Source organism: uncultured Roseovarius sp. (assembly GCF_913054395.1).
In the GTDB taxonomy this organism is placed as follows: Bacteria; Pseudomonadota; Alphaproteobacteria; order Rhodobacterales; family Rhodobacteraceae; genus Roseovarius.
In genome coordinates, this window is sequence record NZ_CAJXIP010000050.1 from 1 (window position 1) to 22,651 (window position 22,651).

Annotated in this window: 24 protein-coding genes and 1 pseudogene; 8 read left to right on the top strand and 17 right to left on the bottom strand. The window is 60.3% G+C overall.

Going from position 1 to position 22,651, the window contains the following annotated elements; translation table 11 throughout:
* Positions 1-104: 104 nt before the first annotated feature.
* From gluQRS to QZ522_RS08925, 4 genes are read right to left on the bottom strand one after another with little or no spacing between them, the layout of a single operon-like run.
* Positions 105-962 carry a tRNA glutamyl-Q(34) synthetase GluQRS gene (gluQRS, locus tag QZ522_RS08910; RefSeq protein WP_294610008.1) on the bottom strand — a complete coding sequence of 286 codons (858 nt, stop codon included), beginning with the start codon at positions 960-962 and terminating at the stop codon, positions 105-107.
* Positions 959-1,141: a hypothetical protein gene (locus QZ522_RS08915; RefSeq protein ID WP_294610009.1), complete on the bottom strand. Its 183-nt coding sequence runs from the start codon at positions 1,139-1,141 to the stop codon at positions 959-961. The genes gluQRS and QZ522_RS08915 overlap by 4 nt, the downstream gene beginning before the upstream one ends.
* A 21-nt stretch (positions 1,142-1,162) precedes the next feature.
* The gene (gene trmFO, locus QZ522_RS08920; protein ID WP_294610011.1) at positions 1,163-2,518 is read right to left on the bottom strand and encodes a methylenetetrahydrofolate--tRNA-(uracil(54)-C(5))-methyltransferase (FADH(2)-oxidizing) TrmFO; all 1,356 of its coding nucleotides are present in this window, start codon (positions 2,516-2,518) and stop codon (positions 1,163-1,165) included.
* A 43-nt stretch (positions 2,519-2,561) separates the two neighbouring features.
* On the bottom strand, positions 2,562-3,347 hold the full coding sequence (locus tag QZ522_RS08925; protein ID WP_294610014.1) for an enoyl-CoA hydratase: 786 nt from the start codon (positions 3,345-3,347) through the stop codon (positions 2,562-2,564).
* Between the two features lie 58 nt (positions 3,348-3,405).
* Between QZ522_RS08925 and QZ522_RS08930 the strand changes: the two genes are divergently transcribed.
* The 3 genes from QZ522_RS08930 to rpsI all read left to right on the top strand — a co-directional run bounded on the left by QZ522_RS08930 (position 3,406) and on the right by rpsI (position 4,990).
* Positions 3,406-3,825, top strand: a complete 420-nt coding sequence (locus QZ522_RS08930; RefSeq protein WP_294610017.1) for a PaaI family thioesterase — start codon at positions 3,406-3,408, stop codon at positions 3,823-3,825.
* 212 nt (positions 3,826-4,037) lie between these two features.
* Complete coding sequence (gene rplM / locus QZ522_RS08935; RefSeq protein WP_085825176.1) at positions 4,038-4,502, top strand: 50S ribosomal protein L13; 465 nt, start codon at positions 4,038-4,040, stop codon at positions 4,500-4,502.
* Positions 4,502-4,990 carry a 30S ribosomal protein S9 gene (rpsI, locus tag QZ522_RS08940; protein ID WP_294610024.1) on the top strand — a complete coding sequence of 163 codons (489 nt, stop codon included), beginning with the start codon at positions 4,502-4,504 and terminating at the stop codon, positions 4,988-4,990. Before rplM ends, rpsI begins: the two co-directional genes overlap by 1 nt.
* A gap of 87 nt (positions 4,991-5,077) precedes the next feature.
* On the opposite strand, the gene QZ522_RS08945 is transcribed toward rpsI, so the two are convergent.
* From QZ522_RS08945 to QZ522_RS08990, 10 genes are all read right to left on the bottom strand, one after another.
* Complete coding sequence (locus tag QZ522_RS08945; RefSeq protein ID WP_294610027.1) at positions 5,078-5,683, bottom strand: TetR/AcrR family transcriptional regulator; 606 nt, start codon at positions 5,681-5,683, stop codon at positions 5,078-5,080.
* Positions 5,676-6,545, bottom strand: a complete 870-nt coding sequence (ppk2, locus tag QZ522_RS08950; RefSeq protein WP_294610029.1) for a polyphosphate kinase 2 — start codon at positions 6,543-6,545, stop codon at positions 5,676-5,678. Before ppk2 ends, QZ522_RS08945 begins: the two co-directional genes overlap by 8 nt.
* A 39-nt stretch (positions 6,546-6,584) precedes the next feature.
* The gene (locus QZ522_RS08955) at positions 6,585-7,559 is read right to left on the bottom strand and encodes an alpha/beta hydrolase (protein ID WP_294610032.1); all 975 of its coding nucleotides are present in this window, start codon (positions 7,557-7,559) and stop codon (positions 6,585-6,587) included.
* On the bottom strand, positions 7,543-8,466 hold the full coding sequence (gene metA, locus QZ522_RS08960) for a homoserine O-succinyltransferase (protein ID WP_294610034.1): 924 nt from the start codon (positions 8,464-8,466) through the stop codon (positions 7,543-7,545). The genes QZ522_RS08955 and metA overlap by 17 nt, the downstream gene beginning before the upstream one ends.
* 29 nt (positions 8,467-8,495) lie before the next feature.
* Positions 8,496-9,368: an ATPase gene (locus QZ522_RS08965; protein WP_294610037.1), complete on the bottom strand. Its 873-nt coding sequence runs from the start codon at positions 9,366-9,368 to the stop codon at positions 8,496-8,498.
* 124 nt (positions 9,369-9,492) lie between these two features.
* Positions 9,493-10,590 carry an outer membrane protein transport protein gene (locus QZ522_RS08970; protein WP_294610040.1) on the bottom strand — a complete coding sequence of 366 codons (1,098 nt, stop codon included), beginning with the start codon at positions 10,588-10,590 and terminating at the stop codon, positions 9,493-9,495.
* A gap of 134 nt (positions 10,591-10,724) precedes the next feature.
* Positions 10,725-11,621: a DMT family transporter gene (locus QZ522_RS08975; RefSeq protein WP_294610043.1), complete on the bottom strand. Its 897-nt coding sequence runs from the start codon at positions 11,619-11,621 to the stop codon at positions 10,725-10,727.
* Positions 11,618-11,839, bottom strand: coding sequence for a hypothetical protein (locus QZ522_RS08980; RefSeq protein WP_294610046.1), 222 nt, complete (start codon positions 11,837-11,839; stop codon positions 11,618-11,620). The genes QZ522_RS08975 and QZ522_RS08980 overlap by 4 nt, the downstream gene beginning before the upstream one ends.
* Before the next feature lie 93 nt (positions 11,840-11,932).
* Positions 11,933-13,495, bottom strand: a complete 1,563-nt coding sequence (gene guaA, locus QZ522_RS08985) for a glutamine-hydrolyzing GMP synthase (protein WP_294610049.1) — start codon at positions 13,493-13,495, stop codon at positions 11,933-11,935.
* 49 nt (positions 13,496-13,544) lie between these two features.
* Positions 13,545-14,804 carry an outer membrane protein transport protein gene (locus QZ522_RS08990; protein ID WP_294610052.1) on the bottom strand — a complete coding sequence of 420 codons (1,260 nt, stop codon included), beginning with the start codon at positions 14,802-14,804 and terminating at the stop codon, positions 13,545-13,547.
* Between the two features lie 296 nt (positions 14,805-15,100).
* Between QZ522_RS08990 and QZ522_RS08995 the strand changes: the two genes are divergently transcribed.
* Positions 15,101-16,648, top strand: a complete 1,548-nt coding sequence (locus QZ522_RS08995) for a trimethylamine methyltransferase family protein (protein WP_294610055.1) — start codon at positions 15,101-15,103, stop codon at positions 16,646-16,648.
* Here the strand turns inward: QZ522_RS08995 and QZ522_RS09000 are convergent.
* The gene (locus QZ522_RS09000; RefSeq protein WP_294610058.1) at positions 16,645-16,944 is read right to left on the bottom strand and encodes a DUF6477 family protein; all 300 of its coding nucleotides are present in this window, start codon (positions 16,942-16,944) and stop codon (positions 16,645-16,647) included. The genes QZ522_RS08995 and QZ522_RS09000 overlap by 4 nt on opposite strands.
* 239 nt (positions 16,945-17,183) lie before the next feature.
* Between QZ522_RS09000 and QZ522_RS09005 the strand changes: the two genes are divergently transcribed.
* Positions 17,184-18,299 (top strand): DUF6456 domain-containing protein, encoded by a 1,116-nt coding sequence (locus tag QZ522_RS09005; RefSeq protein ID WP_294610061.1) that lies wholly within the window; start codon positions 17,184-17,186, stop codon positions 18,297-18,299.
* Here QZ522_RS09005 and QZ522_RS09010 read toward each other — a convergent pair.
* Positions 18,296-19,021, bottom strand: coding sequence for a VIT1/CCC1 transporter family protein (locus tag QZ522_RS09010; protein ID WP_294610063.1), 726 nt, complete (start codon positions 19,019-19,021; stop codon positions 18,296-18,298). The two genes, QZ522_RS09005 and QZ522_RS09010, sit on opposite strands and share 4 nt — an antisense overlap.
* Positions 19,022-19,154: 133 nt before the next feature.
* Here QZ522_RS09010 and QZ522_RS09015 point away from each other — a divergent pair, with 133 nt between their 5' ends.
* Both QZ522_RS09015 and lipA read left to right on the top strand, forming a co-directional pair.
* A complete protein-coding gene (locus QZ522_RS09015) occupies positions 19,155-20,081 on the top strand; it encodes a hydrogen peroxide-inducible genes activator (RefSeq protein WP_294610066.1) in 927 nt (308 codons plus the stop codon).
* A 199-nt stretch (positions 20,082-20,280) separates the two neighbouring features.
* Positions 20,281-21,228 (top strand): lipoyl synthase, encoded by a 948-nt coding sequence (gene lipA / locus QZ522_RS09020; protein ID WP_294610069.1) that lies wholly within the window; start codon positions 20,281-20,283, stop codon positions 21,226-21,228.
* Between the two features lie 79 nt (positions 21,229-21,307).
* Here the strand turns inward: lipA and QZ522_RS09025 are convergent, their stop codons facing one another.
* A complete protein-coding gene (locus tag QZ522_RS09025) occupies positions 21,308-21,880 on the bottom strand; it encodes a DUF882 domain-containing protein (RefSeq protein WP_294610071.1) in 573 nt (190 codons plus the stop codon).
* A 333-nt stretch (positions 21,881-22,213) separates the two neighbouring features.
* Between QZ522_RS09025 and QZ522_RS09030 the strand changes: the two are divergent.
* Positions 22,214-22,651 (top strand): annotated as a pseudogene (locus tag QZ522_RS09030) (murein L,D-transpeptidase); the annotation flags it as partial.

Genomic DNA, 22,651 nt, shown 5'->3' on the forward strand with positions numbered 1-22,651 from the left:
CCAATCGGCGCAGTTGTTTCTATACGGCTGTGCGGGCGGGCGATGAAATCGAGATCATGGCGCCGATGCAGAGTGCTGATTGAGTATTTGGACCAAGAAGAAGGTCAGAGGCCGATCATGCGCCTGATGTCGGCGGGGGTGGCTCCCTCGGCGCGATAGGTTGCGATGGCGCGGGCATCGTCGCGCTTTGCAAGACGTTTGCCGGTCTCATCACGGATCAGCCGGTGGTGATGATAGAGCGGGCGGGGCAGTCCGAGCAGGTCCTGCAAAAGCACATGAATCTGGGTGGCTTCGAACAGGTCCTGGCCACGGATCACATGGGTTATCTGCTGGTCGGCGTCGTCGACCACCACCGAGAGATGATATGACGCAGCCATGTCGCGCCGTGCGAGGACCACATCACCGACGGTTCGGGCCATGTTCGCAGATGTGATCAGTCCAGATTCGCCGTTTGGGCCCAGGCCGGTTTCGGTGAAATCCGGCGGTGCGGGCAGGCGGGCAAGCGCGCCTGCCATATCAAGGCGCAGGGCGCTATCTTCGGGCATCGCTCCTGTGGGCGGCGTGGCGGGACGGCAGGTGCCGGGATAGATCAGCCCATCCGGCCCGTGCAGGCAGGCACCTTCCTGAGGGGCAGAGGCCGCGGCGCGTATATCGGCGCGGGTGCAGGCGCAGGGGTAGAGCAGGCCCATCTGCCAGAGACGGGAGAGGGCTTTGCGATAAAGCGGCAAGCGCTCGGACTGGCGCAGGATCGGTTCCGGCCATGTCAGGCCCAGCCAGTGCAGATCGTCGAAAATCTGCGCCTCCCAGGCGGGGCGACTCCGGCTTTGATCTATATCGTCGATGCGCAGGTGAAACGTGCCGCCAGAGGCGATGGCCATGTCATGCGCGGTGAGGGCCGAAAAGGCATGACCAAGGTGGAGCGGTCCGGTGGGTGATGGCGCAAATCTGGTGGTGAAAGTCACGATATTTTAGATAGATAGGTGGTGAAGTTAAACCATGTTTCGGGCCGGTGCGGGGCGTCTTTCTTGCCCCATAGGCGCGCCGCAGCGATGGCATCAGCGGCCGCCCAATGCCCGAAACTCCGGCTGGTATCGTTGGGCGGCTCAAGCCCGGAGGCCTTATCCAGCATGGTATCGCTCATATCCTCAGAGTGGCCGAAGAGTTACGCCACGTCCAGCAGAGACTGGGCCAGCCAGTTCCGCCAGGCAGCTTTGGCACGGTCGGTATAGGCCTTGTAGCGGTCCTTGCGGCCACGCCGCCCGCCCTTGAGGCCATCAACCGGGCGGAACAGGCCGAAATTGACGTTCATCGGCTGAAAGGTCTTGGCCTCGGCCCCACCGGTAATGTGATGGATCAGCGCGCCCATGGCACTATCCTGCGGCGGATCGGCAAGCGGGCGCCCGAGGATTTCGGCGGCGGCCATACGACCGGCCAAAAGACCCATGGCGGCGGATTCGACATAGCCTTCGACGCCGGTGATCTGACCGGCAAAGCGGATATGCGGGCGTGAGCGCAGGCGCATCTGATTGTCCAGAAGGGTTGGCGAATTGATAAAGGTATTGCGGTGGATGCCACCCAGACGGGCAAAGCTTGCATTTTCCAGGCCGGGGATCATGCGCAGGACTTTTTTTTGCGCGCCGTATTTCATTTTTGTCTGAAATCCCACGATGTTATAGAGCGTTCCTAATGCGTTGTCGCGGCGCAGCTGAACCACAGCCCAGGGTTTGATATCGGGCTGATGCGGATTGGTCAGGCCGACCGGCTTCATCGGGCCGTGCCGCAGGGTCTCGCGGCCGCGCTCGGCCATGACCTCGATCGGCAGGCAGCCGTCGAAATAGCTCGCTGTTTCCCCCTCGTGGAATTCGGTCTTTTCGGCGGCCAGAAGCGCGTCGATGAATGCCTCGTATTGCGGTTTGTCCATCGGGCAGTTGAGGTAGGCGGTGCGCTCTTCCTCGGTTTCGCCCTTGTCATAGCGCGACTGCATCCAGGCGCGCGACATGTCGATGCTGTCGTAATAGAGGATCGGTGCGATGGCGTCGAAAAATGCCAGCGACTCGGCGCCGGTTTCGGTGGCAATCGCGCGGCCCAGGCCTTCCGAGGTGAGCGGCCCGGTGGCGATGATCCAGTGGCCGTCTTCGGGCAGCGCATCAATCTCGCCATATTCAACGGTGATATTGGGATGCGCCATAAGCGCCGCCGTCACCGATTGCGCAAAGGGGTCGCGGTCGACCGCAAGCGCACCGCCGGCGGGAATCCGGTGCTTTTCGGCGGTTTGCATGATAAGGCCGTTGGCCGTGCGCATTTCCCAATGCAACAGGCCGACCGCGTTTTGTTCATCGTCATCCGAGCGGAACGAGTTGGAACAGACCATTTCGGCCAGATCGCCGGTGCGATGGGCAAAGGTTTTCACCTTCGGGCGCATTTCGTGAATGACAACCGGCACGCCCATGTTGGCGGCCTGCCATGCGGCCTCGGAGCCGGCCATGCCGCCGCCGATGATATGTAATGTTTTGCTCATGGCGCGGCATGTAGGCGATTGCAGGGGCTTTGAAAAGGGGCGCTCATTGGTCCCAGTCCGGGGCGCGTTTCTCGATGAAGGCGTTGATGCCTTCGGCCGTGTCACGATCAAGCATGTTTTCCACCATCACGGCGCCGGTATGGGCATAGGCCGCGTCGAACCCCATTTCGAGTTGCTCGTAAAAGGCGCGTTTGCCGATGCGCACCGCGCTTGCCAATTTGGCGGCGACAGTCTCGGCAAGGGCCAGCGTACTCGCCTCCAGGTCCTCGGGCGGCACGGCGCGGTTGATCAGGCCAAGCTCTGCGGCGCGGGTGGTGTCGATGAATTCACCGGTGGTGAGCATCTCGAAGGCCTGTTTGCGCGGGATATTGCGGCTGAGCGCGACCATGGGCGTCGAGCAGAACAGCCCGATATTCACCCCGTTCACGCCAAAGCGGGTGCCATGGGCCGCTACCGCCATATCGCAGCTTGCCACAAGCTGACAACCGGCAGCGGTGGCGATACCATGCGGGGCGGCGATGACGGGCTGGGGCAGGGTGCGGATCGCGCGCATGACGCTGGTGCAGCGATTGAACAGATCGGCAAAATAGGCGCGTCCGCCATCGGGCGACTGGCGCCCGGCGGTCATTTCCTTGAGATCGTGACCCGCGCAAAACGCCTTGCCGGCGCCGGAAAGGGTCACGACCCGAATGGTCTTGTCCTCGGCCAGCTGGTCGAACTGTGCCTGGAGGGCGGCCAGCATCGCATCGCTCAGCGCGTTGAGTTTTTCCGGAGCGTTCAATGTGAGCCGGGCAATGGGGCCGGTATCCTGGCGGTCGAGAATTGGCATCTTGTATCCCTTCAAAGCTTGTGGCCATTCTAGCGCGCGATTGAGCAGGGAGCAAAGCATGAGCCTTAAAATGACGCGCGACGAACTGACGGTATTTCTTGATCAGGAATTTCCACAGGTCGAGGGCGATTTTGTAATCGAAGAGGTTGGCGATATGCGGGTGCGTGTCCGCCTTGTGGTGGCTGAAAAGCATTTGCGCCCCGGCGGAACGGTTTCCGGCCCGTCGATCTTTGCGCTGGCGGATGTGGCCGTGTATCTGGCGACGCTGGCGATGATCGGCCCCAAGGCGCTGGCCGTCACCACAAATTGCAGCATTGATTTCATGAGAAAACCGGCGGCAGGTGTCGACCTTATTGCCGAATGTCGCCTGCTCAAGCTTGGGCGGAGCCTGTCGGTGGGTGAAACGCTGATCTTTTCCGAGGGCATGGCCGAGCCGGTGGCGCGCGCCAGCCTGACCTATGCGATCCCGCCCAAGTAGGTTAGGGCGGGCCGCAGTTGCGGGGAAATCGTCGGGCTATGTGGGGTATTATATTACCCAATTTGTAATGCTTTGTTTTTGCTATGTTTTATTGGGCGAATGATGGTTGACGTGGTGTTTAAAGCGTCTATAAACCGCCCATCGTATCAGCGCCGCCCAATCGCGGCCGAGACTGATCAAGACCAAAGATCAAGCACAAGGTTTTGCCTGAAATGAAAACATTCTCTGCTACCCCGGCAGATATCGACAAGAAATGGATCCTGATCGACGCCGAAGGCGTTGTTCTTGGTCGTCTTGCCTCGATCATCGCCGTTCGCCTGCGCGGCAAGCACAAGGCCAGCTTTACCCCCCACATGGACATGGGTGACAACGTGATCGTCATCAATGCCGACAAGGTACAACTGACCGGCAACAAGCGCGAAAAGCCGAATTATTGGCACACCGGCCACCCCGGTGGTATCAAGTCGCGCACCACGGGCCAGATCCTGGAAGGGAAATACCCCGAGCGCGTCGTGATGCAGGCCGTCAAGCGCATGCTTCCGGGCAACCGCCTGTCGCGCACGCTGATGACCAACCTGCGCGTCTATGCAGGTTCCGAGCACCCCCACGAGGCCCAGAGCCCCGCGGTGCTGGATGTCAAATCCATGAACTCCAAGAATACGCGGGTGGCATACTGATGGCTGACGAAATCAAATCCCTCGAAGGTCTGGAATCGATCGCAGACGGCGTTGCCGCCGTGGCCGAAACCGTGGTGACCCATGAACAGGTTCGTGACGAACTTGGCCGTTCCTATGCCACTGGCAAGCGGAAAGATGCGGTCGCCCGCGTCTGGATCAAGCCGGGTTCCGGCAAGGTCGTTGTCAACGGTCGTGAAATGAACGTTTATTTTGCGCGTCCCGTGTTGCAGATGATCCTGCGCCAGCCCTTTACCGTGGCCGGTGTCGAAGATCAGTTCGACGTCATGGCAACCGTCAAGGGCGGTGGTCTTTCGGGTCAGGCCGGTGCGGTCAAGCACGGCATCTCGAAAGCGCTTCAGCTTTATGATCCCTCGCTGCGTGGCGCATTGAAAGCCGCTGGCTTCCTGACACGCGACAGCCGCGTTGTGGAACGTAAGAAATACGGCAAGGCCAAAGCGCGCAAGAGCTTCCAGTTCTCGAAGCGTTAAGCGATACAGCCACGTTACCGTGGTTCCCAGATTGGAAAAGCGCAGCCCAGGGCTGCGCTTTTTCGTTTTTCGCACGGATACTATGCCCTAGGCGTTGACACCGAGACCCCGCAAATAGGTGGAAAGCCCCGCCTCAAGCATGTCCTCGGGTGCGGCGTGATCGGACAAACCTGCCGAATTGCGCAGGAACAGCTCGACGACGCCATGGCTCAGCGCCCAGATATGCGCGTTCAGCAGGCTTGCCTCGGGGCAGCGCTCGGGGGCAATCTGCGGGCAGAGCGCATCACAGGCGGCATGCATGAGGGCACGTGCGCGCCCGGCGGCCCGTGCCAGTTCGGGTTGGCGATCAATGTCGACGTTGCTTTCGAACATGGCGATGTAGTGGCCAGGGTTGCTTCGGGCAAAGGCAAGATAGGCGCGGGCAAGCGCGTGAATCCGAGCCGCACCACGGGGCGCGGTCCCTGCCGCGGCTTCAAGCCGGTCGGCAAACAGGACATAGCCCTGGCGCGCGGCCTCGGAAATCAGATCGTCGCGCCCGGCAAAATGGCGATAGACAGCGGCAGGCGTCACGCCCGCGCTCTTGGCGGCCTGTGACAGGGTAAACCCGGCCGGGCCCTTGGTTTCGATCAGGGTCAGCGCGCCATCGACAAGCGTCTGGCGCAGATTGCCATGATGATAACCCTGTTTAGCCATTCCATATCTCTGGCCCGGCGGCGATGGCCGGGTCAAGCGCGCCGATGGCGCGGCTGTCCTTGCGGGCATAGTCGATCGAGGTCAGCACAGAACGGATCGCTGCAAGGCGCGCGCGGCGCTTGTCATCCGCGCGGATCACAGTCCAGGGCGCGTGATCGCTATGGCTCCGGGTCAGGGTTTCGGAGATGGCGGTGCTGTAGTCCTGCCATTTCCTAAGGCCCTCGACGTCGATCCAGCTTAGCTTCCATTGCTTGAGCGGATCGTTTTCGCGGCCAAGAAACCGGCGAAGCTGTTCGGCACGCCCGACGTTGAGCCAGAATTTGAACAGGTAGATGCCTTCGTCCACCAGCATCCGTTCAAAATCCGGCACCTGGGCAAAGAAATGCTCGCGCTGTTCGTTCGTGCAAAACCCGAATACCTTTTCCACAACGCCCCGGTTGTACCAGCTTCGGTCGTAGAACACGATTTCGCCTCCGCCCGGGAGATGGTCGATATAGCGCTGGAAATACCATTGCGTGGCCTCGGTGTCCGAGGGTTTCGGCAGGGCGACGACGCGTGCACCACGGGGGTTCAGGTTCTCGCGAAACCGTTTGATCGTGCCGCCTTTGCCGGCCGCATCGCGGCCCTCGAAAACACAGACAACCCGCGCGCCGCTTTCGCGCGCCCAGGCCTGAAGTTTGACCAGTTCGATCTGAAGCTTTTCCAGGTCCTTTTCATAGGCCTTGCGCGGCATGCGTTCGGAATAGGGAAAGTCATTGCCCAGTATATCGCCCTTGTCCGCGCGACGGATTTCGTTGCGGATATCGTCGGGAACGTCGTTTTCGAAAAAAGCGCTGATCGCGCCGTCAAAGGGCAGATCCATGGTCGGGGCCTCGTTAATGTTTTAAATCACTATGGCCGCTCAGCGGGCGGGGTGCAATTGCGCGCGGGCGGCGACGCGGTGGATGGCGGCAATCACCTCGGCGGGGGCTGCATGCTGGGGCATATGTCCGATGCCGGGCAGGGGCGTCAGGACCGATCCGTCTATCTGGCGCGACAGGGGTTCGGAATGGATATGCAGGCCCACGGTGGTGTCTGCGGTTCCGTGAAGGATTTCGACCGGCAGGTCGATCTCGCCGTATCGGGTATGGATCGCCTCTACCTCGGCAAGAAGATTGGCGCGTTGCAAGGCATTGGCGCGCAGGCTGTCGCGGCGCAGGGTCAGACCGGCGCCGATATGGTGCAAATACCCATCGGGGGCGGTCTGTGGCTCGAATATTTCACCGACGGTCTGTTCAACCCGGCTATTGTCGACAAAGGCGGTCAGGAAGGGGATCACCAGCGGCCCGAGGACAGGGTGTGACAGAACCCGGTAATAGGTCGAAAGCCCGGTATCCCATGGCTTGGCGGCCCCCGCCAACATGACCAGCCCGGAGATGTTTTGCGCGCGCGTCACCGCCCAGGCAAGGGCGACTGCGCCGCCATAGCTGTGGCCAAGAACAATGGGGCGTTCCGCGCCAAGCTGTTGCGCGGCTTTCTGCAACAGGTCGGCCTGCTCTGTGATGGTGGCGCCGCTGTGATTGATCCGCGCGGTATACCCAAGGCCGGGGCGATCGAACACGATGACGCGAAAGTCACGGGCAAGTTTCGGTGCCAGGTCAAAGGTCATGTCGCGGGTATTGCCCGAGGCGCCGTGGAGCAGCACCAGATCGGGCGCATCATCGGGCCCCATGATCACCGCATGTACGGCGTGGCCGTCAACCCGGATGATCTGCCCCTCGGGGGGGAAGGCGGCTTCGGCGCGGGCCTCTTGCGTGCGGGCGCGGTGCTGGGCATAGGCCCACAGGGCGGCCAGCAGCAGCGCGATGATCACGAGGGATTTAACGGCCAATGTCATTCATATCAAACGGCGTCGACTGATAGATCGCGTTGATCCAGTTGCCATAGAGTTGATGGGCATGGCTGCGCCAACGGTTCAGCGGCGCCTTTGACGGATCATCGCCCGGATAATAATTGCAGGGCATGTTGATCGGTGTGCCCGCTTCTATGTCGCGGTCATATTCCTGCTTGAGGGTGTCGCTGTCATATTCAAAGTGGTTGAAGATATAGAGCGCGCGGTGGCCCGGATCCTCGACCAGGGCGGGGCCGACCTCGTCACTGTACAACAGCGTGGTCAGACCATCCGCCGCCTCAATCTCGTCCTGACGCATTTCGGTCCAGCGGCTGACCGGAATCACGCAATCGTCGGAGAATCCGCGCAAATACGGCGAGGAAGGCACAAGGTTGCGATGCCTAAAACAGCCAAAGGCCTTGTGGTCCAGCATATGCTTTTTCACACCGTGAAAATGGTTGATCATCGCCATCCCACCCCAGCAGACGCCAAAGGTCGAATGCACATGGGTCTGGGTCCACTCGAACACCCGCTCAAGTTCGGCCCAATAGGTGACGGCGTCGAAATCCAGATGCTCGATCGGTGCGCCGGTGATGATCAGCCCGTCAAATTTGTCGCCCGAGGATTCGACCTCTTCAAAGGTGCGATAAAAGCTTTCCATATGTTCGGCGGCGGTGTTCTTGGCCTGATGCTCGCTCATACGGATCAGTTGCAGGTCGATCTGAAGCGGGGTCGCGCCGATCAGCCGGGCAAACTGGTTCTCGGTCTGGATTTTCTTCGGCATCAGGTTGAGCAACCCGATCCGCAGCGGGCGAATGTCCTGACGGGCGGCCTGATCCTCGTCCATGACCATGACGCCTTCGCGCGTAAGCACGTCATAGGCAGGCAGGTCGGCGGGGATCTTGATTGGCATCGGTTAGGGCTTTCTTGGCGGTGAAGGTGTTAGATAGGCGTATCAGCGCGGCGCTCAAGGGCTGTCGCGATCAGGCGATCGAAATTGGCGGGGGTTTTGACCGTCGCGACCTCATCGGCACAGACCGTGACGCCCCAGGGCGCCATCGCGCGATAGCGCGGCTGGCGGTGGGCAAGCGCGCGCGCATAGGTCCAGCGGATAAAGCTGTCAGGATCAACTTTATCAGCCTGAACGTTGTTTTCATCCAGGTATTCAGCCCAGGCGCGATCCAGAAACTCGGGTTGATAGGCCATCGGCTTGGGCGCGCGGTCAAACCGGCGGATAAGTTCGCGGGTATGCGCCTCGTTGCCTTCAATATAGATCAACAGGCAATGCTGCGACAGCTCGGTCAGGATCGGATCATCGGGATCATCGCCCTCGACCCATTCGCAGATCGACCCGCCGGTATCGCAGATGAAATTCGGATAGCCATAAAGCGCCCCGGCGCGGTGGATGAAATGCGCGGTATCCATCAGGGCCGAGATCTCGGCCTGGCGGAACTGTTCCTGGCGACGGCGGTATTCGTCAATCGGCAGGCCGCCTTTGGCCGGATCACCCGGTTTGCCGAGGTAGGTCGAGACCGGCGCGAGATTATGAAACGTGATGTTCGAGCCGATATAGATCGAATCCGTCAACAACAGGTCGCGCAGGAACGGCACCTGCATGGCATGGGCCTTTGCGTTATCGGCAATCAGCTCGCCCATGTAGCGCGTGCCGATACGGTAATCTATTGAATAGTGAAACCAGTCGCCGCCCTCGCGCAGCATGTTTGACAGATACGTCTTGCCAAGGCCGGACATGCCGTAAAACAGCACCCGTTTATGCGTCGCCGCCTGCCAGTCCTCTGCCGAAGTGTAAATCATCGCCGGTCCCCTTTGGCATCGTCGTACAAAGGGATGCGGGGCGGGTCAAATCCAAAGCCCCGTTGGGCCACGAAAAACCCCGTCCGATTTACGGACGGGGTTTGATCCTGCTTACGACGGGCGTTTAGAATTTAAACCCGACCTTGGTGCCGAACGCAATGGCATCATTGTTCGAAAAGCTTGATACCGAGGTGTTCGCGTTGCCTATATCAAAATAGCGAATACCGGTGGTGACTTTCAGGGCCTCGGTTTCATAGGTGACCGCCAGCCCGTAGCTGATATAGCCATCCTTGCCTGAAAGGTTGCCGACGACATCGCCTTCATCCTTTTCATATCCCAGAATGGCGGCACCACTCCAGTTTTTATTAAACTTGCGACCCAGACCAAGTTCATAGGTCCAGACATCGCTGGTGCCACTGGCAATAGGCACATTTACAGGGGCAGGGCTAAACTGGAAGAAATCGGCCGGTTGGACCTTGAATTTCGTCCATTCCCGCCATTTGACAGAGCCGAAAAGCAGCGTATCTGCGGCAATGCCGGATTGAGCGTGTAGCGTGAAGGCCTGCGGGATTTCTACTTCAAAGGGTGTCCCGTTGTTGTCGTTGAAATCATGCTCGGTTTTGGATTCATAGGTCAGCGCGACGCGCATTGCGATGCTGGGGATTTCATAGGCCGCGCCCAGAAGATAGCCGAACTGATAATCCTTATCCACGTTGAGGGTATAAGGTGCAGGTGGCGCCACGGGGCTGCCGCCTGTGGCCGGCGAAATAACCAGAATGTTTCCACTAAGGCCCATGTAGCGCAGACCGCCATATACGCTTACCTGGTCATTGACCTGATACTTGGCCAACCCGGTAAAGGCGATAGAGTTCACTTCTGCATTCGATCCGCTGAAAAACGCGCCGGGTCTGTTGTAATTTACCGAAGCCCCAACAGGTTCGTCGATGACGAAGGCCAGAGCAACCTTTTCATTCAACTGATGTTTGTAGCCACCCGCGAACGATTGATACCCTTCCTGAATATTGCCAGTCGGGCCGGTTGGCACACCTCGCGGCGCACCGGAAACGCTGGGTTGAACAGTTGATGCGGAAACCTCCACATAGTTTTTACCTTCGACGAACAAAAGCATCGATGGGTCGCCCCGGCGTTCAATCTCGCCGGCATTTGCCGAGCCTGCAGCCGCCAAAAAAGCCGTGATGGCGGCGAGTGTGAGTTTAGTCATTATTCCGCTCCTCCAGAAGTTAGCGGATGTTTATAGGCTGAAATGCATCGGTCAATCTTTGACGCGGCGTCACTGACGTCAGGGAAGGGTGTGGTGGCCCGTTGGTCACACATCAAGGCCGAAATGTGGGACGATCAGCGTCTTTTTGCCGTTTCCGACCATAAATTCAAATAGTTCGCCCCGAAAATGATCAACGCTCCAAGAATGACCATCGCGTCAATCGGCTCGTTATAGACCAGCAGGCCGATCACCGCGATCAGCGGAAGGCGGGTGAAATCGACCGGGCTTACAAGGGTGGCCGGGGCAATCGACAGCGCCGTGGTCAGGCAGAAGTGCGCCGTCAGCCCGCCGCAGGCGATCACCGCGAGCCAAGGCGTCGAGGGCAGCGAGGGCAGGGCGATATCACCGTCTATCCCGGCGCAGATCAGGCCAAAGACACTTTGGCTAAGGGTCATCCAGAACAGGATGCAGGTCAGTGTCTCACTGCGGGTCAGACGCTTGGTGAACAGGATCGAACCGGCAAAGCCGACCGCAGCGGCAGCGGCGGCCATGGTGCCGAGGCTCAGGGTTTCGGGGCTTGGCCGCGCAACGACAAGAATTCCGATGAACCCGATGACCGCCGCCAGCACGCGCATGCGCGTCAGCCGTTCGCCAAGCACCAGCGGCGAGAGTACGAGCACCCAGAGCGGGGCGGTGAACTCAAGCGCGAAGACCTGCGCAAGGGGGATCACCGTGATCGCGTAGAACCAGAGGTTCTGACCAGAAAAGTGAAACAGGTTGCGGATCAGATGCGCGCCCGGACTGCGGCTGGTGATCTGACGATAATGACCTGTCATGCCCCCGACGAGCACGACGAGGGCAAGGCCGATCATGCTCCGGTACATCATGATCTCGAATGTATCGAGCTCGAAACTGACCGCACGGCCCGCCACCGCCATCGAGGAAAACGCCAGCACCGCGCCCAGCATCCAAAGCGCCGCTCGCAAAACGGCGCGCGGATCGGTGGATGGCGGCACCGAGGCGATGGTCATTCAGCTACGCCGGGTGAAAAGCAATGGGTGATCCCGTCAAAATCGTCGGGCATCATGTACCCGCCGTCGCCATCACCACCAATGCGGACCAGACGCGCCGGGGTGTAGGCGGCTCGAAAATCATTGGTCAGCTCTTTGACGTCGGACTGCGCGACGGCTTTCTGGGAGATACGACCGCGGTCCATTAACTTCTGATCGAGATATTCTTTAAGGGGCATGCTATCTCCTGTCCTGGTACAGCGGTGCCAGTGCGCTGTGGGCATCCCCAAAACAGAAGGTTCGCCCGCAAACGCGGTGTTGATATCCGCCGCTCACTCCCACTCAATCGTACCGGGCGGTTTGCTGGTCACGTCATAGGTGACGCGGTTGATGCCCTTGACCTCGTTGATGATCCGGGTGGCGGTTTCGCCAAGGAACTCGTGGCTGAACGGATAGTAATCCGCCGTCATGCCGTCGACCGAATTCACCGCGCGCAGGGCGCAGGCAAAGTCATAGGTTCGCCCGTCGCCCATCACGCCAACCGTGCGCACCGGCAAGATGGCGACAAAGGCCTGCCAGATGTCATCGTAAAGCCCGTGCTTGCGGATCTGGTCGATATAGACCGCATCGGCCTTGCGCAGGATCTCAAGCTTTTCGCGGGTAATCTCACCCGGACAGCGAATGGCAAGACCCGGCCCCGGAAACGGGTGGCGTCCGATAAAGCTGGCGGGCAGGCCAAGTTCGTGGCCAAGCGCGCGGACCTCGTCCTTGAACAGTTCGCGCAGCGGCTCGACAAGCTTGAGGCCCATCTTTTCGGGCAGGCCGCCGACATTGTGGTGCGACTTGATGGTGACGCTCGGGCCACCCGAGAAACTGACCGACTCGATCACGTCGGGGTAAAGCGTGCCCTGAGCCAGAAACTCGGCGCCCTCGATCTGATTGGCGTATTTCTGGAATACGTCGATGAACAGGCGGCCAATGATCTTTCTCTTTGTTTCCGGGTCACTTACGCCTTCAAGCTCACCCAGGAACAGTTCTGATTCATCGGCGTGGATCAGCGGGATGTTATAGTTGTCGCGGAACATCGAGACGACTTCGTCGGCCTCGTTGAGACGCAGCAAACCGTGATCGACAAAGACGCAGGTCAGCTGATCGCCGATCGCCTCGTGGATCAGAACGGCGGCCACCGAACTATCGACGCCCCCCGAGAGGCCACAGATCACCTGTTTGTCGCCGACCTGTTCGCGGATGATGCGGATTGCCTCTTCCTTATAGGCGCCCATGGTCCAGTCGCCAGTGAACCCGGCCAGACGGACGAAGTTTTCATAGAGCGTCTTGCCGTTCGGGGTATGGTGCACCTCGGGGTGGAACTGCACGGCAAAGAAATTGCGGTTGAGATCGGCGGTGACCGCAAAGGGCGCGTTCGGCGAGGTGCCATAGACAGCAAAGCCGGGGGCGATCTTGCTCACGTGGTCGCCGTGGCTCATCCAGACCTGTTCGCGGGTCTCAAGGAACCAGCCGTTGAGCAGCGGAATGCGATCCTCGGTCGGGGTGACATAGGCGCGGCCAAACTCGGCGGTGCCATCGCCGCGTTCGACATTGCCGCCAAGCATCTGCATCATCACCTGCTGGCCATAGCAAATCCCGAGGATCGGCACGCCAAGGTCGAATACGCTTGCGGGCGGGCGCGGCGATCCTTCGTCGATCACGCTGCACGGGCCGCCCGACAGGATCACGGCCTTGGGCGCAAACTCTGTCAGGAAGGCGTCGGTGACGTTCTGATAGGGGTGGATTTCACAATAAACATTCAGCTCACGCAGGCGACGCGCGATCAGCTGCGTTACCTGGCTGCCAAAGTCTATAATCAAGAGGCGGTCATGGGATATCTGGCTCATGACCGCCTCGTATAGCGCACCCGCGTTTTGCGCAAGAGAAAGCCGCGTCTTACCAACGGTAGCTGAGGCCGGTTGCGATCTCGTGCTGACGCATTCTGAGGCGTACGGGCTGAGCCACGCCGGTCAGCGCCGGATTCACGCCGGTGATGCTGTTTGCAAACGCATGGGTATAGGAAAAGGTGAATCCCCAGCGGTCGTTGATCTTGTAGCTGCCGCCGAAAGAGGCATGCCATTGGGGCGCGGCAGGCGCGATGGTGTTGATCACCGCCTCGCGATTGCTGGTGAATTCGGTGGAATAGCTGATCCCGGTGCGCAGCGTCAGGCGGTCGCTCTGACGATAGAGCGCGGCCAGACGCAGGACATCGACATCTTTCCAGCCAAAGCCGACGCCATTGGTGGCGCCAAGCGGGCCTTGTGGCGGGGCGCTTGTGTTCGCGATGGCTTTCACATCACCGTAATAAATCCGCTGATATTCGCCGGTGATGGTCAATTTAGGCTGATTTGCAAGGGTATAGGCCGCCCCAAGCGTCAGGATGGCCGGCACGTCAAAATCGCCGCCACCGGCAAAAAGCCCGCGATATTTGCTGAACGACGACATCTGGATGCGATTGCGATAGGCCGCCCCGAAGGTCCATTGCGCGTTCGCCTCGTATAGCAAACCAAGGTTGAACCCCAGCCCCGTGGACCAGTCATGGCCACGGTTCGTGACATTGCCGGGCGCAATCGAGAGACCGGAAAACGCCTCAAGCCCGGTAGCCTTGAAACGCTGCACCGCAAGGATCGGCGAAATCCCGAGGGTTAGCTGATCACTGACCTTGCGGGCGTAATTGACCGTCACAAAAGCCTGTTCCAGGTTGACGCCCAAAGGCGCCGATCCGGCGCCGAGGCCGGAAAAGAAGTTGGTCTTGTATTCGGTATTCATCCCGCCATTGGCAAAGACGAAAACCCCAAGCGATGAACGTTCGTCAAGGGCCCAGTTGGCGCCGCCACAGGGAATCAGGAAAACGTCGTTTTTGCTCTTGTGCGTTCCCGCCGTCAGCGGCCCGCCGGGGGCGATACGGACGGTGCGATCCGGCGCGAAGGTGGTCAGGCAAAAGCCAGCGGCATTGCCGACCTCGACCCCGGTGGCCGGGTTCTGCGCCATGCCGAGAACGCCGGTGGACACGGCCACACCAGCCCCCGCCATGCCCTTGGATTTGCCGCCATAGCCATTGGCAAAATATCCGTTGGTCGAAAATGCGGGCGTGCTGAACAGGCAAAGCCCCAGCACAGCGCAGGCCTTGGCCCCGCGATCAAACATCGCCTTCATCGTTACTGTCCCTTCAGAGCATAAGTTTTTTTCTTGCAATAGCGCAAATTGCCTCCGGATCTGCCAGCCCCTGACGCGACCGTGGGCAAATAAAATCAAACCGCTGCGGAATCATCACAATGGGATTCATCATTTTCATGGGGCAGGGTGCCATCGAGTTCGGGGAATGTCGCTTTTTCCCCGCATTCGCCGGAATCCTCTCGTGGCGCGGCTGGGCGAAACGGTATTACAGGACAACCCCTGCCGTATCGGCGGGCGATTTAGCGTTAGCAATTGACCATATAGAGGGCGCAATCATGGCAGAAGCAGAAGTACGCGGCAGACGGGCACGGGGTGGCGGCGGGGCTGCACGGCGCGCCGAACGCACCGCCGTAAGCGTCGAGACCGCGCGTTATATCGAGCGCAACATTCCCAATTTCGAGGTTCTGACCGAAGAGGCGCTTGAGATCATCGAGACCAACGCCGACATCATTCTTGAAGAGGTCGGCGTGAATTTCGTCGACAATCCGGCGGCCCTTGAGCGCTGGCGCAATGCCGGTGCGGATGTCACCGGCGAGCGCGTGCGCATCCCGCGCGGCCTTGCCCGCAAGCTTTGCTCGACGGCGCCATCACGCATCATCCAGCACGCCCGCAACCCCGAGCGCACGGTCGAAATCGGCGGCAAGTCACTTGTGCTTGCGCCGGTTTACGGCCCGCCCTTCGTGCGCGACATGGAAGGTGGCCGTCGCTATGCCACGATGGACGATTTCCGCAAATTCGTGAAGCTGGGCTATATGTCGAAATGGCTTCACCATTCGGGCGGGACCGTCTGCGAGCCGACCGATATCCCGGTGAACAAGCGTCACCTTGATATGCTGCATGCCCATATGACCCTGTCGGACAAGCCGTTCATGGGATCGGTCACCGAACCAAGCCGCGCTCAGGACAGCGTCGACATGTGCGGCATCCTGTTCGGCAAGGACTTCGTGCAGGACAACACGGTGATGACCAGCCTGATCAACGTCAACTCTCCGATGACCTTTGACGATGTGATGATGGGCTCGCTTGAGGTTTATGCGCAGAACAACCAGGCTTGTATCCTGTCGCCCTTCATCGTTGGCGGCGCGATGGCGCCGGTTTCCGTGATGGGCACACTGACGCAGGTTCTGGCCGAGGCTCTGGCCGGCATCGCCTATAGCCAGCTGATCCGCCCCGGCGCGCCGATGATCATGGGCGCCTTCGTGACCTCGATCGACATGAATTCGGGGGCGCCGACCTTTGGCACCCCCGAGGCCGCGCATATCACCTATGGCGCCGGTCAGCTTGCACGCCGCCTTGGCCTGCCGTATCGCTCGTCGGGATCGTTCAATGGCTCGAAGCTGCCGGATGCGCAGGCCGCCTATGAAACATCCAACAGCCTGAATGTCGGGCTGATGGCCGGGGTGAACTTCATGCTGCACTCCTGTGGCTGGCTTGAGGGCGGGCTTGTGTCCAGCTTTGAGAAATTCGTGATGGATGCGGATCAGCTTGGGACGCTGCACCACCTCGCACGTGGCGTCGAGACCGATGAAAACGCCCAGGCGATGGATGCCATCCGCGAGGTTGGCCCCGGCGGCCATTACCTTGGCTGCGCCCATACCCAGGCGAATTTCAAGAACGCCTTCTGGCGCAGTGAGCTGTTCGATTACAAACCGTTTGAGACCTGGGCCGAAGAGGGCGAGCGCGATACCATGACGCTGGCGAATGCACGGGTCAAGAAGATGCTCGGGGATTATCAGCAACCGCCGCTTGACCCGGCGATTGCCGAAGCCCTGGAGGCCTTTGTGGCCACCAAGAAGGAATCGATGCCCGACGCGTTCAGTTAAACAACGCTCGCAAGGCGGGTGGCGCGCATCAGCCGCGCCTCGCCCATCATCGCGATAAGAACATCCACATGGCGCGCGGCGGAATATCCCGCCGCGCGCTGTTTTCTGTCGCGCTCAAGTTCGGCCTCGATCTCGACGAGCCGGACAAGGGCGGCACCGCTGCGCGGCAGGGCACCAAAACCGAGATGGCGGCGCAGATGTGGCCCGCGATGATAATCCGACACCCCGATGCGCGCGGCACGGATCAAAAGGGGAGGGCGGCGCAGGCGGTCAAGCGTCGTTAGAATATCGTTCATCTCTTTATGCTCCCATAGGTTGATTGCCTCCTTAGTTGCACGGGTGTGATCGATGTTGCGTTGTCCCCCTGACTCCGCGCGCAGGCGTTCGGATTTGTTTACGAATTGTCAACAATGGTTGATTTTCCGGAAACGATTAACGAACCGGTAATCTTTGCCCGTTTAGGTTGTGTGTAATTCTGTGGATAAATGCCGGGCCGTTTCCCGGGCATGTCGTGGCTGACTGTAAGGGGTGGAAAATGCGCGAGGGATGTGCACCAAAACAAGATTTGCAACAGGTGCCATCCTGGGTGCCTGAGGCGGCACTGCATTACCTTGCCCATACCGAAACCGGTACGCCGATCCGTGCGCTGGCGCGGCGGGCGGGGCGGCATGCCTCAACCGTGCTGCGTCAGATCCGGATGTTCGAAACACGCCGCGACGATTTACTGGTCGATGAGGCGCTGCGCCGCCTCGGCCAACAGGTGTCACACTTAAAGATTGCCGGTTTCCCTACCAAGGAGGCCAAAATGACAAGCCAGACCAGACAGTTGCCCGACGACGACACAGCCCTGAGCGAGACGCGCCTGAAATCCGAAGCCCGGCGTGTCTTGCGCCGCCTGTGCGAGGTCGGCGCGGTTCTTGCGGTCTCTGTGGGCATGGACAAGGCGGTGGTGGTGCGCGACACCGGCAGCGGACAGCCCTCGCGCATGGCTGTCGTCGATCGCGAGGTGGCCGAGGCGATGGCCCTCAAGCATTGGATCGCCTGCGAAGTTCCTGGCCGGATTGCCCGCTATCATGTCACCGCCGCCGGACGAAGCGCACTTGGGGCGATGCTGGCAGAGGCCGAAAACGAGGCTTCGGGCTTTGCCGATGGCAAGATCGGTCAGGACGCAGACGCCCCAAGCGCCCAAAAGGCGGCGGTCGGCAAGCGCATGCGCTATGGGTTGACCGAAACGCCGCTGATCGCGCTTGCGCGGCGCCGCGACAAGGACGGAACTCCGTTTCTGAGCGATGATCTCGTGCGTGTAGGCGAGCGTCTTCGCGAAGATTTCGAACTGTCGCATATGGCGCCGCGCACCACGCAGAACTGGGATCGTTTCCTGACCTGCGTCGACGATCAGAGCGGCGGTACGGTGGCTCCGGGCTATGGCGCGGATGCGGCCCGCGCGCGGGTCGCGGGGGCATTGCGCGACCTTGGTCCGGGGCTTGGCGATGTTGTGCTGCGGTGCTGTTGCTATCTGGAAGGGCTTGAACGGGCGGAAAGGAAAATGGGCTGGTCGGCGCGATCGGGAAAAATCGTGCTGCGGATCGCCTTGCAGCGGCTCAAACGGCATTATGCCGGTCTGGGCGAGGCGGGCGGGATGATCGGCTAACCCCCGACCAGCGCCCCCACCACAAAGGCCACCGACGCGCAGACCGTGCCCACAAGCACGGTCTCGCCGAGGGTGCGCAAAAGCCGCTCGCCGGTTGCCGTCCAGCGCAGAAACCCCAGCAACAGCAGAGACACAAGAGTGGCCGCCACCGACCAGACGGTGGTTGTCGGCGTGGCATCGGCCAAGAGGTAGGGCACCAGCGGTATGACGCCAAAGGTGACAAAAGCCGCAAAGGTGAAAATCCCGTTCAGGGCAGGGCTTTCAACCTTGGGATCACGCAAACCCATCTTGTAGTTGAGGATAAGTTCGGTCATCGCGCCGGGATGGCGTGACAGGATGGTCGCGGTCGTCATTGCCTCTTCACCCGTCAGGCCGCGCGCGTGCAGAATATCTGCCATCATCGCGGTTTGCCTTGCAGGGTGGCTGGCCAGATCACGCAGGCGCGCGGCATGGCGCGAGCGGTAAAGATCGTGCTGTGCGCGCAGCGACAGGAATTCCCCCAGCCCCATGCTGACCGCATCGGCAAAAAGGTTGGCAAGGCCGAACACCAGAACCGCCAACCCGCCGATCTGGGCCACGCCCTCGGCCTGTGCTCCCGCAAACCCCGCCACGATCGCGAATGTGGTGACGATGCCGTCGGTGCCGCCAAACACGATCTGCTTGAGATACTCCTGTGTCCGCCCAAGCGGAGAGTCGCTGCCCGGTTCTGCTTGCCTGTCCATGATCGCGCCTGGCGTCCTTTTTGCGGAATTCGCCCCAGCATAGGCCAGCGGCCCGCCATCGCAAGCCTGCGGGATGGCGGCACATGTGATAATCGCGTCTTGTGGTTTTTCGGGATTTGCATAACTTACCCCTATGAACATCACGCTTCGTCAACTCAGTTACTTTCGCGCGCTGTGCGAACAGCGCAATTTCGGCCGCGCAGCCGAGGTGGTAAGCATTTCACAACCCGCGCTTTCCGTGCAAATCCGCGAGATGGAGGCAGCGCTTGGCGAAAAGCTTGTCGAGCGGCGGGCGCGCGATGTGGTTCTGACGCCGTTCGGGCGGCTGATTCTCACCCATGCCACCCGCGTGCTTGACGAAATGCAGGCCCTAACCGAGGCCGCGCGCTGGCAAGAGGGGCTGGCGGGGCGGCTGTCGCTTGGAATCATCCCGACGATCGCGCCCTATATCCTGCCCGCCGCACTCGAGGCACTTCGCAGCCGTGACATCTCGCTTGATGTTCAGGTGCGCGAGGCTAAGACGGATCAGCTTATCCAGGAGGTGCAGACCGGTCAGCTTGACGCCGCTATCGTCGCGCTGCCGATTGCCGCCGAGGGGCTGAATCAATGGCCGCTGTTCGAGGACCGTTTTCTTTTGGCAGGCACCAAAGCGCGGCTTGCCGCCCTTGGCCCCGCCGCCGAGACCTTGCGCCCCGCCGCGCTCGACCAAAGCCCGCTCTTGCTTTTGGAGGACGGCCATTGCCTGACCGATCAGGCCCTTGAGGTTTGCGGTCGCGGTCGGGGTCATGCCCAGATCGACATGGGGGCGTCGTCGCTGGCCACGCTCTCGCGACTGGTCGAGGCGGGATTCGGGCTTACCCTGATGCCGGAAATTGCCGCCAAGATCGAACAGCGCACCGCGCCGGGCATGCATCTGCGGCGCTTTTCAGATCCGGAGCCGGCCCGCCAGATTGCCCTTGTGCGGCGCCAAAGTTCGCAGAACGAGGCGTGGTTTGCCACGCTGGCAGAGGTCTTGCAATCGGTCGGTCAATCGCTGATCGACACGGCACGGGGCCTGTGACATCCCGCCCTTGCCACGCAGATTACGCGGCCCGCATCCGCAAGGACACGGGCCGGTCACACCAGGGTCACTCGGTAAATGCGATGGGTACTCTTCACTCAGATGTATCAGCCAGGTAACGGCCTTGCATTACTGGCACTTCCCATCGCCATGAATTATGGTAGACGAGTGTTACCAAACCATTCGCGGGGAAAAATTCGTGCGTGATCTCAAAGTCCCCGGCCAGCGCCATCCCGAAAAGGCGCATCGGCCGGACAATGCCCAGCCGAAGAAACCGGATTGGATCAGGGTAAAGGCCCCGACCAGCAAAGGCTATTTCGAAACCCACAAGATCATGCGCGAGCACAAGCTTGTGACGGTCTGCGAAGAGGCCGGCTGTCCCAATGCCGGAGAATGCTGGAGCCAGGGCCACGCCACCATGATGATCATGGGCGAGGTCTGTACCCGCGCCTGTAGCTTTTGCAATATCGCCACCGGCAAGCCGCCCGAGGACCTTGACGCCTTCGAACCCGGCCGGGTGGCGGATGCCGTGCAGAAACTTGGCCTCAAGCATGTGGTCGTGACCAGTGTGGACCGTGACGACATCAAGGATGGCGGCGCGGAGCATTTCGCCCAGACGATCCGCGCCATCCGTCACCGTAGCCCCGGAACCACGATTGAGATTTTGACGCCGGATTTCCTGCATTGTGACCCCGAAGTACTTGAAGTCGTGGTCAGGGCCAAACCGGATGTGTTCAACCACAACCTTGAAACCGTGCCGGGCCTTTACCCCGAGGTGCGCGCCGGTGCGCGCTATTTCCACAGCCTGCGCCTGTTGCAGCGGGTCAAGGACATTGATCCGAGCATGTTCACCAAATCGGGCATCATGGTAGGCTTGGGCGAAGATCGTCAGGCCGTGCATCAGGTAATGGATGACATGCGCGCGGCGGGAATCGATTTCCTGACCATCGGTCAGTACCTGCAACCGACGCCGAAACACCATGTGGTGGATCGTTTCGTGCATCCGGACGAATTTGCCGCCTATGAACGTGCGGCCTATGGCAAGGGGTTCCTGATGGTGTCGGCCTCGCCGCTGACGCGCTCAAGCTATCATGCGGGCGATGATTTTGCCCGGCTTCAGGCCGCTCGCAACGCCAAGTTCGCCTGACCTGTTTACAGGCCCAAAACCACAAAGGCCGGTCTTTTGGACCGGCCTTTCGCGTTTATGCTGGATGAATAAAAGGGCCTTAGCGGCCCCAGCTGCGGACCGGGCCGCAATCCATATGCACGAAGTTGCTGCTTGAATAGCGCCCAACGCCACCACCGCCACAGGCAATGCCCGCGCGGTAAATCTGGCTGACCGAGCGACTTCCAAGGCGCAGGTCAGCGGCCTGGCCGATCATGTGACGGGAATTCTTGGCAACCCCGCGCGAGCGGCGGCGCAGCATCGCGTTGGTCTTGGGGCTTCGGTATCCGCTCAGCAGGGTATAGGGCTCGCTCGCGTCCAGAAGGTTGTGGCTTGCAGCAAGGATATCAATCGTGCGGGTGTCGATGTTCTTGACCCCGTCGGTGCGCCAGTCGCGCATGAAAAGCGAGATTTCGCGAACCGCCTCGTCAAGATATTCACCCTCGATCCAATAGATCGTGTCCATCTTTTCGCCGGTGCGCGGGGATGTCATGCGAAGGCGGCGAATATCGCCTGCACCGCGCAAAAACCCTGCTGCATTGGAAAATGTTGGGGCGGCTGATATTGCTGTGGCTGCGAATGCCCCCAATACCGCGCGCCGCGTCATGCTCTGCGAGCTTTTTACATTCGTCATTGTCTCTAGCGCCTGTCCCGTCGCCTACCATAAACGCCGCTGTACCGCGGCTTTGCCATTTCATCCCCAGATGTGTGAACTTTTATTGCACATCAAGAATCATCCACCAAGTCCTGATTTTCTGTCATGTGCGGGCATCAAGGGGTTTCGGCAAATTTTCGCGCAAATTTTCGGCGCTGTGTCCGAATTGCGCGAACCGCGCTGCATTTTGGCCGCAGTCACGGCCCTGCGCATAAAGTTGACAGCAAAGTGTTAGGAAAAAATTGAGAGGGTCTTAAATGGAGAGGTATAACAGAGATGCTTTGAAACGCCGGATTTAAGGGAAGGTCATAAATGTTCTTGGGGAAGACGCGCCGTGATTTTGGTCTGCTGATCGCAGCGGCCGCTTTTGGTTTGACTGCAATTTTTACCAGCCAGCCCGCCGTGGCACAGTCCACAGCCTTCCGGCAGGCACTGGCTGAAACTGTTTCTGATGACCGTGATATTGCAGGATTTTACCGGGAAAACGGGTTTGCCCCGATCTGGACCGGCGCCAGCCCCGAGGATCTGGCCCGCCGCAAGGCACTCGTGCGCACACTTGGCGAGGTCGAGCGTCATGGCCTTCCAGCCGCGCGCTATGATTTGCCGGGTCTGATGGCGCGGATGGGGGCGGCGCGCTCGGCGCGCGACCTTGGCCAGATCGAGGGTGAACTGACCCGTACATTCCTGCGGCTGGCCCGTGACATGCAGAGCGGCATACTTGTGCCCTCCCGCGTGGACAGCGAAATCAAG

What these genes read in the sequence shown, in the direction of transcription:
- QZ522_RS08915 (WP_294610009.1), bottom strand. Translation starts at nt 1,141, where the DNA reads ATGAGCGATACCATGCTGGATAAGGCCTCCGGGCTTGAGCCGCCCAAC.
- trmFO (WP_294610011.1), bottom strand. Translation starts at nt 2,518, where the DNA reads ATGAGCAAAACATTACATATCATCGGCGGCGGCATGGCCGGCTCCGAG.
- QZ522_RS08925 (WP_294610014.1), bottom strand. Translation starts at nt 3,347, where the DNA reads ATGCCAATTCTCGACCGCCAGGATACCGGCCCCATTGCCCGGCTCACA.
- QZ522_RS08930 (WP_294610017.1), top strand. Translation starts at nt 3,406, where the DNA reads ATGAGCCTTAAAATGACGCGCGACGAACTGACGGTATTTCTTGATCAG.
- rplM (WP_085825176.1), top strand. Translation starts at nt 4,038, where the DNA reads ATGAAAACATTCTCTGCTACCCCGGCAGATATCGACAAGAAATGGATC.
- rpsI (WP_294610024.1), top strand. Translation starts at nt 4,502, where the DNA reads ATGGCTGACGAAATCAAATCCCTCGAAGGTCTGGAATCGATCGCAGAC.
- QZ522_RS08945 (WP_294610027.1), bottom strand. Translation starts at nt 5,683, where the DNA reads ATGGCTAAACAGGGTTATCATCATGGCAATCTGCGCCAGACGCTTGTC.
- ppk2 (WP_294610029.1), bottom strand. Translation starts at nt 6,545, where the DNA reads ATGGATCTGCCCTTTGACGGCGCGATCAGCGCTTTTTTCGAAAACGAC.
- QZ522_RS08955 (WP_294610032.1), bottom strand. Translation starts at nt 7,559, where the DNA reads ATGACATTGGCCGTTAAATCCCTCGTGATCATCGCGCTGCTGCTGGCC.
- metA (WP_294610034.1), bottom strand. Translation starts at nt 8,466, where the DNA reads ATGCCAATCAAGATCCCCGCCGACCTGCCTGCCTATGACGTGCTTACG.
- QZ522_RS08965 (WP_294610037.1), bottom strand. Translation starts at nt 9,368, where the DNA reads ATGATTTACACTTCGGCAGAGGACTGGCAGGCGGCGACGCATAAACGG.
- QZ522_RS08970 (WP_294610040.1), bottom strand. Translation starts at nt 10,590, where the DNA reads ATGACTAAACTCACACTCGCCGCCATCACGGCTTTTTTGGCGGCTGCA.
- QZ522_RS08975 (WP_294610043.1), bottom strand. Translation starts at nt 11,621, where the DNA reads ATGACCATCGCCTCGGTGCCGCCATCCACCGATCCGCGCGCCGTTTTG.
- QZ522_RS08980 (WP_294610046.1), bottom strand. Translation starts at nt 11,839, where the DNA reads ATGCCCCTTAAAGAATATCTCGATCAGAAGTTAATGGACCGCGGTCGT.
- guaA (WP_294610049.1), bottom strand. Translation starts at nt 13,495, where the DNA reads ATGAGCCAGATATCCCATGACCGCCTCTTGATTATAGACTTTGGCAGC.
- QZ522_RS08990 (WP_294610052.1), bottom strand. Translation starts at nt 14,804, where the DNA reads ATGAAGGCGATGTTTGATCGCGGGGCCAAGGCCTGCGCTGTGCTGGGG.
- QZ522_RS08995 (WP_294610055.1), top strand. Translation starts at nt 15,101, where the DNA reads ATGGCAGAAGCAGAAGTACGCGGCAGACGGGCACGGGGTGGCGGCGGG.
- QZ522_RS09000 (WP_294610058.1), bottom strand. Translation starts at nt 16,944, where the DNA reads ATGAACGATATTCTAACGACGCTTGACCGCCTGCGCCGCCCTCCCCTT.
- QZ522_RS09005 (WP_294610061.1), top strand. Translation starts at nt 17,184, where the DNA reads ATGCGCGAGGGATGTGCACCAAAACAAGATTTGCAACAGGTGCCATCC.
- QZ522_RS09010 (WP_294610063.1), bottom strand. Translation starts at nt 19,021, where the DNA reads ATGGACAGGCAAGCAGAACCGGGCAGCGACTCTCCGCTTGGGCGGACA.
- QZ522_RS09015 (WP_294610066.1), top strand. Translation starts at nt 19,155, where the DNA reads ATGAACATCACGCTTCGTCAACTCAGTTACTTTCGCGCGCTGTGCGAA.
- QZ522_RS09025 (WP_294610071.1), bottom strand. Translation starts at nt 21,880, where the DNA reads ATGACGAATGTAAAAAGCTCGCAGAGCATGACGCGGCGCGCGGTATTG.